We start from the raw sequence: 16476 nt of genomic DNA on the forward strand, positions 1-16476 counted from the left end.
TAGGACGCGCCCGCTGGCTCCCTCTCCCGCTGCGCGGGAGAGGGCGGGGGGTGAGGGCCAGCGGCCTGCCGCAGTCCTCACCGCAACCCCTCTCCCGCGTCGCACCAGCGCCGCTTCAACGGGGGCGGAGCGGCGAAGCCTGGGTGCTGCGCGCGCTGCTGGCCGCCGGTCTGGTCGCGTTGACCGTGATCATCCTGCTGCCCTTGTTGTCGCTGCTCGCGCAGAGCGTGCTCGACGGGCAGGGCCGTTTCGTCGGCGCGTCGCACTTCGTCGCCTACTTCTCCACCGGCCGGTGGAGCGCGTTGTGGAACAGCGTCGCGCTGTCGGCGGTCTCCGCGGTCGCCTGCGTCGCGCTCGCCTACGGTTATGCCTGGGCGTTGACGCACACGGCGCTGCCCGCCAAGGGGCTGTGGCGCGCGCTCGCGCTGCTGCCGCTGCTCGCGCCCTCGCTGCTGGCCGCGATCGGGCTGGTCTACGCCTTCGGCAACCAGGGCCTGCTGAAGGCGGCGATGCAGGCGCTGGGCATCGCCAGCATCTACGGTCCGGCCGGCATCGTGCTGGGTTCGGTGCTGTGGACCTTCCCGCACGCGATGCTGATCCTCGTCACCACCCTGTCCAGCAGCGACGCACGCACGATCGAGGCCGCGCGCTGCCTGGGCGCCAGCGGCTGGCGCGTGTTCCGCACGGTGACGCTGCCGGCCAGCCGCTACGGGCTGCTGATCTCGCTGGTCGTGGTGTTCGTGCTGGTGCTGACCGACTTCGGCGTGCCCAAGGTCGTCGGCGGGCAGACCGCGATGCTGGCCACCGACATCTACAAGGAGGTCGTCGGCCAGCAGCGCCTGGACCGCGGCGCCGTCGTCGCGCTGCTGCTGCTGTTGCCGGCCCTGGGCGCCTTCGTGCTGGAGCAGCGCCTGCGCGCGCGCCAGCGCGCCGTGCTGAGCCTGCGCGCCGTCCCGCACGTGCCGGCGCCGCGCACGGGGCGCGACCTGGCCGCGCTGCTGTACTGCGCGCTGATCGCCGCGGCGCTGGTCGGCGTGTTCGGCATCGCGGTGTACGCGTCCTTCGCGCAGTACTGGCCGTACCAGCTCGCGCCCACGCTGTCCCACTACCAGTTCGACATGAGCGACGGCGGCGGTTGGGCCAGCTATGGGAACTCGCTGCGTCTGGCCGGGTGGACCGCGCTGGCCGGCACGGCCTTGAGCTTCCTGCTGGCCTGGCTGGTGGACAAGCCGCGCGGCTTCGTCGCCGCGCGCGGCGTGCTCAACGCGCTGGCGACGCTGCCGATGGCGGTGCCGGGTCTTGCCCTGGGCCTGGGCTACATCCTGTTCTTCAACGCGCCGTGGAATCCGCTGCGCGGCTGGTATGGCGGGCTCGGCCTGCTGGTGCTGTGCACGGTGGCGCATTACTACTCGGTGGCGCACCTGACGCAGCTCGGCGCGCTGCGTCAGCTCGACCCCGAATACGAACGCGTCGCCGAGTCGCTAGGTCTGCCGTTCTGGACGCACCTGCGCCGCGTGCACCTGCCCATCGCGATCCCGACGCTGGTGCAGGTGGCGGGCTACTTCTTCGTCAGCGCGCTGACGACGGTGTCGGCGGTGGTGTTCCTGTACTCGCCCGACACCACGCTGGCCGCGATCGCGGTGCTGGCGATGGACGATGCGGGGGATACGGCACCGGCCGCGGCGATGGCGACGCTGCTGTTCGTCACGGCGGCGGTTGGGCGCGGCGTCATCGGCCTCGTCGGTCATGTCCTCGTGCAACGGACCCAGCGGTGGCGCGCGCGGTAGCGCCAGCAAGAGGGCTTCCGTACCGCCATCGCCGCTGGCCCTCACCCCCACCCTCTCCCGCAAGCGGGAGAGGGAGTCCGACCGGCTCGACTCGCAGTGCCGGTTCCTCTTTCTCCCTCTCCCGCTTGCGAAAGAGTGAGTCCGACCGCCGCCCTTCTTACTCCCTCTCCCGCTTGCGGGAGAGGGCTGGGGTGAGGGCCAGCTGACGTGGCAGTACTGAAACCCTCTTGCCACCTCCCGCAGTGCCGGAGGGGATCGGCGTCAACGAGCAGCGAGCTTCTTTCATTCGATAGGCATTCTCATGAACTGTGACCTCCTCGTAGTCGGTGCCGGCATCGTCGGCCTGGCCCATGCGTGGGCCGGCGCGAAGCGCGGCTGGCGCGTCGTCGTCGTCGAGCGCGACGCGGCCTGCATCGGCGCGTCGATCCGCAACTTCGGCTTCGTCACCGTGACCGGGCAGCAGCGCGGCGCGCACTGGCGCCGCGCGCGACGCTCGCGCGATCTCTGGGCCGAGCTCGCACCGCAGGCCGGCCTGCGCATCGAGCACGCCGGCCTGCTGCTCGCCGCGCGCTGCGTCGAGTCCGAGGCGCTGCTGGACGCCTTCCTCGCCACCGAGATGGGCGAGGGCTGCGAGCGGATGGGCGCGGCTGACGCGACGGCGCGCCAGCCGGGCCTGCGAGCCGAGGGGGCGTCCGGCGACGACCGCCTGCTCGGTGCCCTGTACAGCCCGCATGAACTCCGCGTCGAATCCCGCGACGCGATCCCGCGCATCGCCGCGTGGCTAGCGGAGCGCCACGGCGTCGAATTCCGTTTCGGCGAATCGGTGCTTGCGGTCGAGGCGCCGCACGTGCGCAGCTCCCTCGCCAGCTACCGCGCCGAGCGCGTCGTCGTCTGCTCGGGCGCCGAGCTGCACGGCCTCTTCGCCGACCGCTGGACGCCGCACGCGCTGTCGCTGTGCCAGCTGCAGATGCTGCGCGTGCGCCCGCCGTCGGGGTTCCGCCTGAACGCGGCGCTGATGGCCGACCTGAGCCTGGTGCGCTACGAGGGCTACGCGGCGCTGCCCGAAGCGCAGCCGCTGCGGCGGCGGCTGTCGGCCGAGCGCCCCGACGCGCTCGCCCACGGCATCCACCTGATCGCAGTGCAGAGCGCCGACGGCACGCTGGTGGTCGGCGACTCGCACCACTACGGGCCGGTGCTGCCGCCGTTCGCGAGCGAGGCGGTGGACCGCCTGATCCTCGACGAGCTGCACCGGCAACTGGCGCTGCCGTCGCTGGAGGTGGTCGAGCGCTGGACCGGCGTCTATCCCGTCAGTGCCTCGGCGCCGTGCCTCGTCGAGGCGCCGGACGAGCGCACGCGGCTGGTGATGGTCACCAGCGGGACCGGTGCCAGCACCGCCTTCGGACTGGCGGAAGAAGTCGTGGCGGCCTGGTAGGACGCCGAGAGGACGCCGCGAGGACGCTGCGAAGGCGCCGCGAGGACGCTGCGAAGGCGCCGCGAAGACGCCGCGAGGACGCTGCGAAGACGCCGCGAAGACGCCGCGAAGACGCCGAGCGGCAACCATCGAGCCGGCGGTGCGCGGCGGGAATCGGTCAGGCGGACTGCGGCGCGAGCGTCGACGGTGGTGCCAGTCGTTGCGCCAGCGGCGGCGTGGTCGTTCCGGAGCCATATCCGGAGCCATATCCGGCGCCGTATCCAGGGACGCTGTTCGCGGCCATCGCCTGTGCGAATTGCGCGACGAGCCCGGCTGTTTCGGGATCGATGAGGCTTTGCTCGATCGACTGCCGCACGCCGAGTTCGGACACGTAGACATCGCCGGACAGGTCGGCGCTCCGATGCCGCGTCCAATGTGCCGCGGCGACGGGCGACGGCGCCAGGGTCGAGACGATCGCCACATCCAGCAACCCGGCGTTCTCGGCCTGTTGCAGATCGTCGGCGGCAGTCGTCATCACGGACCGGATGGCATCGTCCCGCGCCGACCGGCCCGCGGGCAATGTCAGCCGCAGCGGGGGCGGCGTCGATCCGTTGTCGGGGACGGCGGCGATCGCGGCGAGCTGGACGAACAGCGGAAGTGTGGCGAAGAGGGCGGTGGTCTCGTCGCTCGTCGCCTGGATCCGCTGGTACAAGGCTTCCGCGAGGAGCGCCAATGCGCTGGCCGCCAGCGCGACCGGCCATTCCCGGATCGCCGTGGGCGACGCCTGGTCGTGCGGGACGCCCGACGTGAGTTCAGCCACGTGGGCGGAGTGCCAGGTGGTCGATTCGCGGGTGCCGGACCGTCCAGCCGGCGCGCATTCCTCCAACCGTCGGATCGCGCGGCCCAACGCCCGGTTGTCGCCGCCGGCCGCCGCCAGGAGCAGTCCCGCCACCTCGTCGAGGGCGGAGGCGGCGAAGGACGCGGACCGTCGTTGCTGCCACGCGTTCATCTCGTCGATCAACTCCGGGCGGAGGGACTCGAGCAGGGCGGGATCGATCCGATGCGTCGACCACCGGCCATGCGGAAGGACCGCGACCAGCGTGCGCACGGCCCGGCTGGGCGAGCGGCTGTCCCGGACCCTGGCCAGGGCGTCGTCGGGGGACTCGCCGGCCGCCTTCAGCAGGCGCAGCAGGTCGTGCTCACGGGTGGACATCACCGGCTGGTCCAGGACGTCCCGCGCGACCACGGACGGCCGCAGCGGTCCCGCGTGCTCGCGCAGGTCGATGGCCCTTGTCACGGCCTCGTCGGTCTGCAGTCCCAGCGACAGCAGCGCCGCAGCCTCGTCCCCGCCGTATCCGGCCGACACCAGGCGTGCGATCAACGGGCTTGCGCCGGCTTCGGCCGTGGTGAAGATCACCTCCGTGAACCAGGAGTCGGACGAGAGCCGGCCGGCCCAGGCCTCGACGCCGCTGAGCCGGTAGCTGCGGTACGGCACGCCGCCGGTGTCGATGCGCGCGGCGTGCTGGAAGTTCCTGCGGGGGACATCGGCCTCGTGGGAGACATCGATCCACTGCCCCTGCGCCGTTCGTGCCTGGACCTTCCAGCGACCGGGGGAGCGCTCGGACACGCTCTGGTCGACCCGGCCCAGCCTGCTGTGCAGTTCAACCCGGTCGAGCGAGATCGCGTGGGCAAAGTCGAACTGGAGGAAGTGCGTCTCCTGGCCCGATGGCGGATCGATGGGGCGCCAGGCGGTCGCCTCGCCGATGGCGTCGGCGCCGTCCACGAGGTTGGCCGGCGAGCTGCTTCCGAATCCGTCGGCGCCGGGGCTCGTCGATGTCTCCATGTCGACGAGTCCGGCCTGGTGAAGCCGCAGCACGGAAGGCAGCCAGGGACTGTGGCGCTCCACGTACTCGGCCTGACCGCGTGCCAGACGGCTGCGCAGGGCCCGCCGACGATAGTCGCCCAAGCGGCCGCTCTCCACCAGCGCGTGGGCGTGGCGATGACTGCGTTGATAGGCGTCAGCCAGCTGCTGCCGCGCCGACGCCCATGCCCGCAGCGCGCCGTCGCCGTCCGGCGACTGCCCGGACTCGTCGACGATCGCACCGGGCATGAGGTCGTAATGCCGTCCGGACACCCGTGTCCTGTCGCGCGTCCTGAAACTGTCGCCGTTGCGGTCGAGCGCGAGATGGTCCCGGACGAGGTAGCGGAAGGTCGTCGCGTCCGGTCCGCGCAAGCTGGGCGAGACGCCGACCGCGATCAGCGCCGACCGGTTGCCCGCCTCGTACAGCCGCCGGTGGGCGTTGGCCAGCACGACGTCCTGCACCGGAACCTTCGCGTCGTGCAGCCGCTTCAGCACCGCGTGATCGGCCACGCCCGCGCGTTGCATGCCGTCGATCCAGTCTTCGTCCATCGTGCCGACGGCGATCATGGCCGCCGCCATCGACGTCGCCACCTCGCCGGGCCGGCCGCGGGTCCGCAGGACCGCTTCGAGGAGTGCGCGGGTGTCCCGCGTCGCCACGAGCCCCTGGTCCGGTGGGGCGGCGAGCAGGCGTGCGAATTCGGCCAGACGGTCCAGCGCGTCCTCCAGGCCCGGCCCGGTCCGTGGCTCAGCCTCGATCCACGCTTCAAGGACGCTGAACGCGTCGAGCGTCAGGTCGTGCGACAGCGCGCACTCGGCGAGTCGCCACGACCGTCCGCTCTCGGCCAGATGCCGCAGGAGCGGACCATGGCGGGACGTCGACAGCGCGATGTCGACCGGACTCGCGGCGAAGCCGTCGATGTACGCGGCCGGCAGTGTCGCCTGCACCGCCGCCGCCACCGCCAGCAGTCGATGCGCGCGCCTGATCTGGGCCGGTGTCGAGGACCGCAGCCCGTCGGCGATCTCCGGCGACAGGCCATTCAGCCGGAAGTAGGTCCGCACGGCCGTCAGGTCGTAGGCGTTCCCGTTGCCGGGACCGCCTTCCGCGGCCTTCGCGACGTCCGCGACGTTCGCAACGTCGGCGACGCCGGCGACGTCGGCGAGGTCCGTCGCGATCCGGGCGACTTCCTTCATCAAGCCGTCGTCGACGATGCCGGCCGCCTGCAGCAGCGCGACCATGGATGTCGCGGCCACGTCGGCCACCGCGGCCGGCTGGTCCCGCCGCGTCGCGTCCGGCGCGTCCAGCGTGTCTATCGCGTCCCGCGTGTCCATCGCGTCCATCGCGTCCATCGCCTCGAGCAGGACGTGATGGGGCGCGCGGTAGTAGTCCTGCACGAACACGGTCGATGACGCCTCGTCGGCCTGCGCGCTGATCGTCAGCGAACGGCCCTCCCTGCGCCGGGTGGCCCCCTTGCGCACGCGCACCGCGCGAGGCCGTGCGGGCGGGGACGTCCAGGCCGCGTCGGGCGGGAGCCGGACCAGATGGAGCCCGGGGACGAAGGCCGGCACGTCGCCGCCGGCGCTTTCGGCGCTGTCGGCTGCATCGGCGCCGTACACCATCACGCCGCTGTCGTGGAGGATCGGCAGGGCGTAACGCCCGCCGGGCCCCAGGTCCAGGGTCAGATGCCGGGCCAGCGGGTTCGCCGCGTGACCGCGCAGCGTGAGGACGCCGTTGCCGGTGTCGATGACCAGATCGTCGCCGTCGCGCCTGAACCGCAGGCGCGCGGGATCGGCTGCCAGTGCCAGCGTGTCGGGGGCCAGGTCGTTCGAGGCGTTGTCGATCACGATCGAGCGTCCTGCCGGCACACGGTAGGTGTCGGATCCCTCGCCACCCGACAACGCGGTGGCGTGCGGGAGCGCTTCCGCGTCGAGCACATCGCTCCCCGCGGTGCCCGCCGCGAGGGACCCGTCGCGAGCCCGCGGCTCGCCGGCGGCCACGGGCCGCAGCGGTGATTGGTCGAGCGGTGGCGGGTTGAGCGGTGACTGATGGAGCGGTGACTGATCGAGCGGTGGCGGGTTGAGCGGTGACTGATCGAGCGGTGGCTGGTCGAGCCATGGCGTCGCCGCGCCGCCGGCACGCAGGCGCATCGGTCCTTGCGCCGGAGCATCGGGCGCCGGGTGATCGAGCAGGGCGCCGCCGGGCGAGGCGCCATCGGCCAGGGCCCACAGCGTCGGGCGCCGGTGATGATCGATGCCATCGCCGAGCGGGCGGCCGGGCAGGGTCAGGACGAGCGGCGTGTAGCCGCGCGGCGCATCCGCCGGCGGGATCTCCTCGATGACCAGGTCGTCGCCGACACGGCGATATCGCAGCCGGTCCACGGCCACGTCCAGGCTGATGTCCAACGGGACCGAGGTGCGCGGCGCCGCGCGGAAGGCGCCCGCGCCGGCCGCGAGGTGATGGCGCGTGCGCGCGTGCCCGCCGGTCAGCGAGCGGCGCCAGGCGGGGGTGCCCGCATCGAGGAACAGGTGCTTGTCCATCGACGCCGACGAGCGGAACCGGTCGCCCAGGCCGCGGGGGTCGGTCAGGACCATCCGCGTCCTCAGGGCGTCGACGATGACCAGGGGCGGATCCTGCGGCGCACCCGTGCTGCGGGCGAAGTAGCCCTTCAGCGTCAGCGTGTCCGGGCCGGCACGCAGCAGCAGGTCGTCGCTGGCGTTGTCGTCGTGGTCTTTGTCGCTGTCGCTGTCGCTGTCGTTGACGCGGCGGAACGAGAGCCCCTCGTGAAGTCCGTCGATCCTGATCAGCAGGCTCGTGGCGCGCGTGCCGGCGAGATCGACCCGGGCGCTCACGCCGCGCCGCCAGAGCAGGGCGTCGTCGGACGTGCTCACGACGCGGACCTCCGGATGCAGCACATAGGCGTTGCGGCCGCCGCCGCCGGCCACGACACCCGCGCGTGCGGCGACATCGAAGTGTTCGCCGCTCGCGCCGCCACGGATGTCCACCGACGCGGCGTTGCGGATGACGAAGCTTTCCAGCGCCTTCAGCTCGCACGAATCGTCCTCCTGCGCCCGCAGCGGCGACGCGGCCAGGCCCAGGCGCCAGACGTCCGGCGCGGTGGCGTTGACGGACACGTGGCGGTTCCCGGCGTCGAGGACGATTTCGTCGATGCCCTGGTCGCCGTCGACCACCGTCAGGGCGCTGGACGCGTCCAGCATGAACCGGTCATGACCCAGCCCTCCGGAGATCCGGCCGGAGGCGCCGTGGAGCTCGAACAACTGGCGCTCCGCCCCCATGTTGTCCGACATGGCCACCTCGGACAGGATCACGTCCGCCAGGCCGATCCAGGCCGTGGCGACCGATTCGGAATGCGGGGCTCCCGCTTGTCTCGTTTCCTTGAAATGGTGGAACTGCGGGCGGCGATCCTGCAGCACGAAGGTGTAGGGCCGGTCGTCATCGGGGACCTTGAAACTGGCGTGCGCGACCGGGAAATCCATGACGGGCGATTGCACCGAGGCATAACCGGACTTGGCCAGCCAGGCGGTCCGGAACGCGACGAGCCGCTCCCAGTGCGCCTGCCGGTCCCCCTGTCTGGCGGCCGCGGCTTCGCTGGCGCTCCGGGAGACTTCCGCCCGTCGCGTCACGGGGGTGCTGAATCCGAAGAACAGGGCGAGACCGGCGAGGATCTGGTCGCCGGTGCTGGTGGAGCCTCGGACGTGGTGGCCGTACTCGCTCAGCCAGAGGAAGCTGTTGACCGTGCCCTGGACGGCCAGGGTCAGCAGGGCGACCGGTCCCGCGGCCTGCCCGATCAGACCCGCGGTCATGCCGAGCGCGGTGCCCGCCACCGCGTTCGCGCCGCCCGCGAACGCCGTGGCGACCTGCACGCTGCTCATGGCCAGGCTGACGGCCGTGAAGGTGCTCACCATCGCCGTGTTGGCGACGAGGGTCCGGTAGGCGAAGCTGTCGGTGTCGAGTCCGCTCTTGTGGAACTCCTCCCACTGCAGGCCGATCGCGACCAGACCCAGCGTCGACAGGCCGATGTCCGCCGCGCCGCCGGCCAGCGCCGTGGAGATGGCACCCAGCACGCGATGGCGAGCGACGACGCCGGCGCCGCTGAGCCACGCGCCCAGCTTCATGGTCATCGGCGTGACGACGAGGCTGCTCAGCTGGGCCAGGGTCAGTCCTTGCAGGGGGGCGCTCATCCACCGCCAGTTCTGGGCCAACTGGAACGCGCCGATCACGGTGTTCACCGCGCCCAGACCCTGGTTGGCCGCTTGCTCCCCGTCGATGCCGCGCCATCCGGCGCGCAACGATGCCCGGATCGATCGGGCCTTGGCGAGGAGCCGTGCGGGGAGGCGATCGATGGGGGGATCGATGGTGGGATCGGGCGACGAAGACAGGCGCTCGAAGACGAGGTCGGAGACCTGGATCAGACTAGCGGCGGCCCGCAGGAGCGGCGCATCGTCCCTGCCGCCGGCGAGGGCGGCCATCCGGTCGACGTCGAGCCGTGGAACGCCGTCGGCATCGATCGTCAGCAGGCCGTGGGCCCGCAGGTCGGCCAAGGCGTCGGCCTCCGAGATCCCGAACAGGTGCCGCACATCGAGCCCGCCATGACCGGCGTGCTCGGCGATGCGCGACATCGCCCGCTCGAGCGCGGTGCCCGTCGCGGCATCGGGCGCGTGTCGCAGCCGCAGCGCCTCGGGGGACGTCCCGTCCATCGCGGCGTCGAAGAGGAGCGCGAGGTCCGTCGCGTCGGATCGACGGCCCGGGCGCCCGGCGTCGGCGTCGGCCTCGGCGTCGGTGTGGGTGTGGGTGTCCGTGTCGGTGTCCGTGTCGGTGTCGGTGTCCGCGGCGGGGTAGCGGTCGACCACGACGACCTCATTGATGTTGTAGTCGAAGCGCATCACGACCGTGTCTTCCGACTGCTGGTGCGCGAGCGTCTTCGTGCCGTCGGCGGCCACATGCAGGGTGAGCTTGCGGACCGTCGGGGACGTGGCATCGTCGCCCGTGGACCCGGTGACGTGGACCTCGCCTGTCCGGGCGGTGACCGGCACGCCGATCGCCCAACCATGGGCCTGGAGTGCGAACACGAACCGGCTGGCGAAGTTGTCCTCGAGGAACGGCGTCGCCAGGGCGCACGACACGAGGCTGATGCTGGTGATGCGAGGTCGTCGAGGAGCGACCGGGGACGCGCCCGCGTCCGGCGGGATCCGGCGCGGGGAGGGGACCAGACCGAGCCCCCCCAGCCAGCCGTCGAGCCGGCTGACCAAGGGCTCCGGCTGCCAGCCAGCGAGCGCCTGTTTCACCTTGGCCCCCGCCAGCAGGCCGGATCGTCCGACAAGCACGACCTTCACCGGCGATCCCTCCCTGGCGGCCTGGAGCAGGGCGTGACCGACCAGGACGGTGCCGACCTGATCCATGTCACCCTGCTGGATCCAGGCCGCCGTGCCGGCGTGCTTGCGACTCAGCAGCCACGCCGCGGTGAACGCTTCGGGCGAGTCCTCGAGTTGAAAGATCAGGTGCAGGCGCTGCAGCGCCGACACGGGCGAGGCCGGTTCATCCGGCAACGGCAGGTTCAATCCATGCGTGCTCCAGCCGGCCGGGTTCGCCGACAACGGAGGGGACGGGCGCGAGAGCCGCTGCACGTTGGCGATGCGGTCGACGTTCAGCCGCCAGCGCGTGTCCGTCCGCCAGTCCAGGGCCCCGGCGGTGGAAGGGTCCGAGGTCGCCAGCACGAGCGTGCCCGAACCGAGGGTCCCGTCCAGCAGATGAAGCTCGGTCGGCAGCGCGAAACGCCGATCGTCGCTCCTGCCACGCAGGTGCTTGAGAACGAACGACTCCAGCCTCCGCAGGTCCCGATCCTGGCGCAGCCAGGCGTCCTGCGGGAAGGCGCTGCCGCCGCGGTAATCGTCGATCCTGCCCACCCGCCATTGCAGGACACGCCCGCCCTGGGGGGTGCTGAACCGCACCAGACCGCGGTGGCGGTCCAGGTGCTGGACGAGTCCCGGCGTCAAGGCGCCCAACGCCGGCATCGGGCGGGCATCGGGCAGCGGCAGCTGGGCCAGCGCCGAGGCGGCTCCGGCAAACGTGAGCGACCGGACCGCGTCGCTGACCTGTCCGAACGCGTCATGAAAGGACGACAGCGCCTGCGGCAGCACGTTGTCTTCGCTGGGGCGCAGCAGGGGCACGATCTCGTAGGCCCGCTCGTTCTGGCGCATGGTGTCGCGGTACGCGTTGGCCTCGCGCGCCAGGGCCGCGCCGCCTGCCTGCATCGCGGCGATGCGGGCCGCGCTGGCGGCGTTGTCCTCGACCTCCTTCATCAGCAGCGCCAGGATCCTGCGCTCGTCGTCATTGAGCGCGCGACCGTGTTCGAGCTCCACGGCGGACAACAGCGGCTTGAGATCCGCCCAGGCCCGCTGCAGGCGGGTGAAGCGCCGGCGGAGCGAGTCGGAATAGGTCCACGCGACGATGCCGTGAGGGTCGACGACGATCAGGAGCGGCAGCTCATCCGCGAACGAGGCGCTGTCGGACACGAACCGGCCGGGCCCGGCCTGTCGCCATTCGTCGGGCACGGCCCCCGGTCCGGATGGGCGTGTGACCCGCAGGGGCGGGATGAGGTCGAGCATCGCCATGCGGCGCAGGGCCTGCTCCCCCTGCGCCAGGTGGATGTGCCACCCCTCGAGGAGCGGCGTCGGCGGGTCCGGGCGGGGGCCGGAAGGCGCCGGCGGTTCAAGCAGGAGGGTGATCGGCTGACCCGTCAGGCTGGCACGCAGCGCGAGCGCCAGCAGCCTGAAATGGGCGACCGCGGCCCCATGGTGCAGGGTGACGTCGGCGGGCGCCATGGCCCGCAGGGTGCGCCGGTCCGCCTCGTGGAGATGCTCCAGCGCCTTCACGAAGACGGCATCGGCCGCGATCACGGCGGCAGTGCCGGTCGAGGCGGTCGACGCGTCGGTCGCCAAGGGGTCGGCGACGTCCAGGTGCGGCGGGTGCTCGAGCGCGACGCGCGCCTGACCGTCGACAGGCAGGGCCAGGCGATGCAGGCCGTCCAGCGCCGCCTTCAGCCGCCGGGCGTCGACGAGGCCGGCACCGAGATCGGCCGCAATCGCTTGCAAGTCTCGCAGAGGCGCCTGATCGGACTCGTCGATGCGGAAAATGCCCTTCAGGAAATCGGCGGCGCGCGCCGCCGCGGCGTCGACCACCGAGCGCGCCATCGCCAGCGGCGGAAGGAAGCAGGCCAGGTCGATCACCGCGTGAGCGCGTTCGATGGGAGACAGCGTGTCCAGCGGCGACCAGGGCTGGGGAGCCCCGGGCTCGGCGGAGGACGGCGCGCCACCGGACGGCGCGTGACCGGACGGCGCGTGACCGGACGGCGCGTGATCGGACGGCGGGAGGGGCGGGAGCATGGGGGCCTCGGCGTTGAAGGGGCAAAGCGGGGTGACTGCGCGGTTCAGGGGCGCCGTTGGCACGATGGCGACGCGACGATGGGCGTCGCGCGATCACCGCTCTTGAAGGCTCTCGCTGCGCACCCGCTCCAGTGGACTCAGCAGGAAGCCGATGACGCGCCGGCTGCCGGTGCGCACCTCCGCGCTCAGCGCCATGCCCGGACGCAGCGGCACGCGTTGGCCGTCGATCTCGATGTCGCGCGCGGCGAGCGTCAGCGTCGCCGCGAATCGCGGCCCGAGTTGCTCGTGGTCGATCGCATCGGGGCTCACGCGCGTGACCGTCGCCGGCAGCGTGCCGTGACGCGTGAACGGGAAGGCCTCCAGCTTGACCGCCGCCGCGTCGCCCACGCGCACGAAGCCGATGTCCTTGTTCTCGAGCATCACCTCCGCCGTCACCGGCGCGTCGTCGGGCACGATCACCATCAGCGCCTGCGCCTCGGTCACGATGCCGCCGGGCGTGTGGATCGCCAACTGCTGCACCGTGCCGTCCACCGGGGCGAGCAGGCGCGTCAGCTGTTCGCGCCGACCCGCCTTGCGGTGCTCGGCCTCGATCTGCGCGAGCCGCGCGGCGGCCTGCTCGCGCGTCGTGTGCCAGCGCTGGCGGACTTCGGCGATCAGCGCGGCGCGGGTCGCCCGGGTCTCGCTCAGCGCGGCGTCGGTCTCACGCAGGCGGGCGTGCTGGGTTGCCAGTTCGCCGCTCAGGTCGACGCGCTCGCGGCGGCGGTCCTCCCAGGCGTGCGTGGAGGCGAACCCCTCGCCGGCCAGGGCGCGCAGGTCGTCCTCGCGCCGCGCGGCCAGCGGCAGCGCCGCGGCGAGCCGCGTGGCCGAGGCGAGCGCGGTGTCGCGTTCGGCGCGGCGCCGGTCGGCCTCGGCGTCCAGCCGGTCCAGCCGGGCGCGCAGGTCGCCCCACTCGGCGCGCAGCATCGCCAGCGCCTCGCGCCGGCGCGGCGCGGGCCAGTCCGCCGGCGCATCGGCCGAGAGGGACGCGTCGCTCGCGGAGAGCGCCGTGAAGGCTGACGCCGAGGCGGACGCTGAAGCCGAGGCGGACGCTGAGACCGATGCAGTCGATGCGGTCGATGCGGTCGATGACGCGATGCCGTCGGCGATCTTCCCCGCCGCGGTGGGCCGCTCGTCGAGCGCGGCCAGCGTCGCGAGCAGCCGCTCCGCGCGCCATCGCTCGGCCGCGGCGGCGAGCCGCTGCTCGTCCAGGCTCTCGCGGTCCGCGGACGGCGCCGTCGGATCGAGTTCGACCAGGGTCTGTCCGGTCTTCACCTGCTCGCCGTCGCGCACCCGCACGCGGTGCACGACGGCGCGTTCCAGCGGCTGGACCAGCTTGCTGCGGTCGCTGACGACGAGCTTGCCGGACGCCACGGCGACGATGTCCACGCGGCCCACGAGCGACCAGACCAGCGCGATCGCCGCGAGCCCGATCAGCACGGCGGCCGTGCGCCGCGGCGCCGGATGGACCGGCGTGTCGCGCAGCGCCAGGGCCGCGGGCAGGAACGCGGCCTCCTCGGCGTGGCGCGCCGGTCCGACGAGGTCGCGGCGCGCGGCCCACGCGGCGGCGAACACCTCGCGCTGGCGGTGCCACAGCTCCGCGGGCCCGCCCAGGCGATGGCCCCATCCGGTCTTCCAGCCTCGCACCCGCGCTCGCACACGGTCTTGCACCCGGTCTTGCACCCGGTTTTGCACGCGGTCGTGCACCCGGTCCCGCACCCGGTCTTGCCGGTTTCGCACACGGTCTTGCAGGGCCTTGATCCATCGGGCGGTCATGCGCGCGCTCCCGGGCCGTCCTGCATCGCCCAGAGCCGGCGGTAGAGGCCGTCGGGCCGGGTCACCAGCTCGTGGTGCGGCCCCTGTTCGACGACGCGGCCGCGATCCATCACGATGATGCGGTCGGCGCCGCGCACCGCGCTGAGGCGGTGGGCGATGATCAGCACGGTGCGGTCGCGGCAGATGTGGGCCATGTTCCGGTGCAGCACCGCCTCGCTTTCGTAGTCCAGGGCGCTGGTGGCTTCATCCAGGATCAGGATGCGCGGGTCGGTGAACAGCGCCCGCGCGATCGCGACGCGCTGGCGTTGCCCGCCCGACAGCGAGCCGCCCTGTTCGCCGACGATCGTGTCGTAGCCTTCGGGCAGTTCGCTGATGAACTCGTGCGCGCCGGCCAGCTGCGCGGCGCGGACCACCGCCTCGATCGGCGCGGCCGGGTCGGCCACCGCGATGTTCTCGCGCAGCGTGCGGTTGAAGAGCACGTTGTCCTGCAGCACCACGCCGATCTGGCGGCGCAGCTGCGCCGCGTCGATCAGCCCGCTGTCGACGCCGTCGATCAGCACCCGGCCTTCCTGCGGCAGGTGCAGCCGTTGCACCAGCGTCGTCAGCGTGCTCTTGCCGCTGCCGGAGCGGCCGACGATGCCGACCACCTCGCCGGCGCGGACCGCCAGGTTCACGCCGCGCAGCGCCGGCGCGGCCTCGGGCCGGTAGCGGAAGGTGACGTCGCGCAGCTCGACCGCGCCGCGCAGCGCCGGCAACTGGGCGGCGCTGGCCGGCGGCGCCTCGGTGCGCGTGTTCAGGATGTCGCCCAGCCGGGCCATCGACAGGCCGGTCTGCTGGAAGTCGGTCCACAGGTTGGCCATGCGCATCACCGGTTGCGCGACGTGCTGCGCGAACATGTTGAAGGCGACGAACTGGCCCACCGTCAGCGCGCCGTCCATCACCTCCTGCGCGCCCCACCACAGCGTCGCGGCCTGCGTCAGCTTGCCCACCAGGCCGACGCCCTCGTGGCCCCAGGCCGCCAGGTTCTGCGTGCGGAAGCTGGCCGACACGTAGGCCGCCAGCTGCCTGTCCCAGCGGCGTGCGAAGGCGGGCTCCAGCGCACCCGCCTTCACGGTCTGGATCGCGGTGACGGATTCGACCAGCATGGCCTGGTTCTCGGCGCCGCGCGCGAACTTCTCGTCGAGGCGGCGCCGCAGCACCGGCACGATCAGCACGCTCAGCAGCACGTAGCCGGGCAGGCCCGCCAGCACGATCAGCGTCAAGGGCACGCTGTAGAGGAACATCACGGCGATGAAGACGAGCGAGAAGAACAGGTCCAGCACCACCGTCAGCGCCTGTCCGGTCAGGAAGGCGCGGATGTGCTCCAGCTCGCGCACGCGGGCGACCGAATCGCCCACGCGCCGCGCCTGGAAGTAGGCCAGCGGCAGCGCGGCCAGGTGGCGGAACAGGCGCGCGCCGAGTTCCACGTCGATGCGGCTGGTGGTGTGGCTGAGGATGTAGTGACGCAGGCCGGAGAGCAGGCTCTCGAACAGCATCACCACGACCAGGCCCACGACGATCACGTGCAGCGTGGACAGGCCCTGGTGCACCAGCACCTTGTCCATCACGACCTGGAAGAACAGCGGGTGCGCGAGCGCGAAGCCCTGCAGCACGAACGAGATCAGCAGCACCTCGCCGAGCAGGCGCCGGTGTTTCACCAGCGCGGGGATGAACCACGAGAAATCGAAGTGGGCCATCTGGCCGACCAGGCTGGCGCGGCTGGCCACCAGCATCAGCTCGCCGTTCCAGCGCGCCAGCAGCGCGTCGCGCGTGAGCTTGGCGGGGCGGCCCTCGTCGGTCGCGGGATCGGCGATCAGCGCCTCCTGGGTGTTGAAGCGGCCGATCACCACCGGCCGCACCGACGCCTCGGCAGGGTCGCCGTCGCCGCGCAGCCAGACCACGGCCGGCAGCGGGACCCGCGCGAGCCGCGCCGCATCGGCGTTCAGGCGCCGCGCCTTGAGCCCGAGCAGCCGCGCGGCGCGCAGCAGGTCGTCGGCGTCGACCGGATCGTTCGGACCGAGGCCGAGCTGGTGCGCCAGCGCCTCGGGTTCCGCGGCGACCTCGTGGAAGGCCGCGATCAGGCAGAGCGCCGCGAACGGGGAGACGCGAGGCGGCTCAGGCACGGGGGGCGGAAGTCGGAGCGGGGACATGGGTTCTGTCATCGGAAA

At 72.4% G+C, this 16476-nt stretch carries 5 protein-coding genes; 2 read left to right on the top strand and 3 right to left on the bottom strand.

All coding sequences use genetic code 11. From position 1 onward, the window contains the following. Positions 1-50 precede the first annotated feature (50 nt). Together AC07O8_RS13265 and AC07O8_RS13270 are read left to right on the top strand one after the other, a co-directional pair. Positions 51-1787: a putative 2-aminoethylphosphonate ABC transporter permease subunit gene (locus tag AC07O8_RS13265; RefSeq protein WP_495048465.1), complete on the top strand. Its 1737-nt coding sequence runs from the start codon at positions 51-53 to the stop codon at positions 1785-1787. Between the two features lie 301 nt (positions 1788-2088). Beyond that, positions 2089-3219 (top strand): TIGR03364 family FAD-dependent oxidoreductase, encoded by a 1131-nt coding sequence (locus tag AC07O8_RS13270; protein WP_495048466.1) that lies wholly within the window; start codon positions 2089-2091, stop codon positions 3217-3219. A gap of 157 nt (positions 3220-3376) precedes the next feature. On the opposite strand, the gene AC07O8_RS13275 is transcribed toward AC07O8_RS13270, so the two are convergent. The 3 genes from AC07O8_RS13275 to AC07O8_RS13285 form a co-directional block, all read right to left on the bottom strand. Beyond that, on the bottom strand, positions 3377-12457 hold the full coding sequence (locus tag AC07O8_RS13275; protein WP_495048467.1) for a C80 family cysteine peptidase: 9081 nt from the start codon (positions 12455-12457) through the stop codon (positions 3377-3379). Positions 12458-12550: 93 nt separating this feature from the next. Continuing rightward, positions 12551-14269: an HlyD family type I secretion periplasmic adaptor subunit gene (locus tag AC07O8_RS13280; protein ID WP_495048468.1), complete on the bottom strand. Its 1719-nt coding sequence runs from the start codon at positions 14267-14269 to the stop codon at positions 12551-12553. Next, positions 14266-16458 (bottom strand): type I secretion system permease/ATPase, encoded by a 2193-nt coding sequence (locus tag AC07O8_RS13285; protein ID WP_495048469.1) that lies wholly within the window; start codon positions 16456-16458, stop codon positions 14266-14268. Before AC07O8_RS13285 ends, AC07O8_RS13280 begins: the two co-directional genes overlap by 4 nt. Positions 16459-16476 lie beyond the last annotated feature (18 nt).

This window comes from Roseateles sp. GW821-FHT09G09 (genome assembly GCF_059415965.1).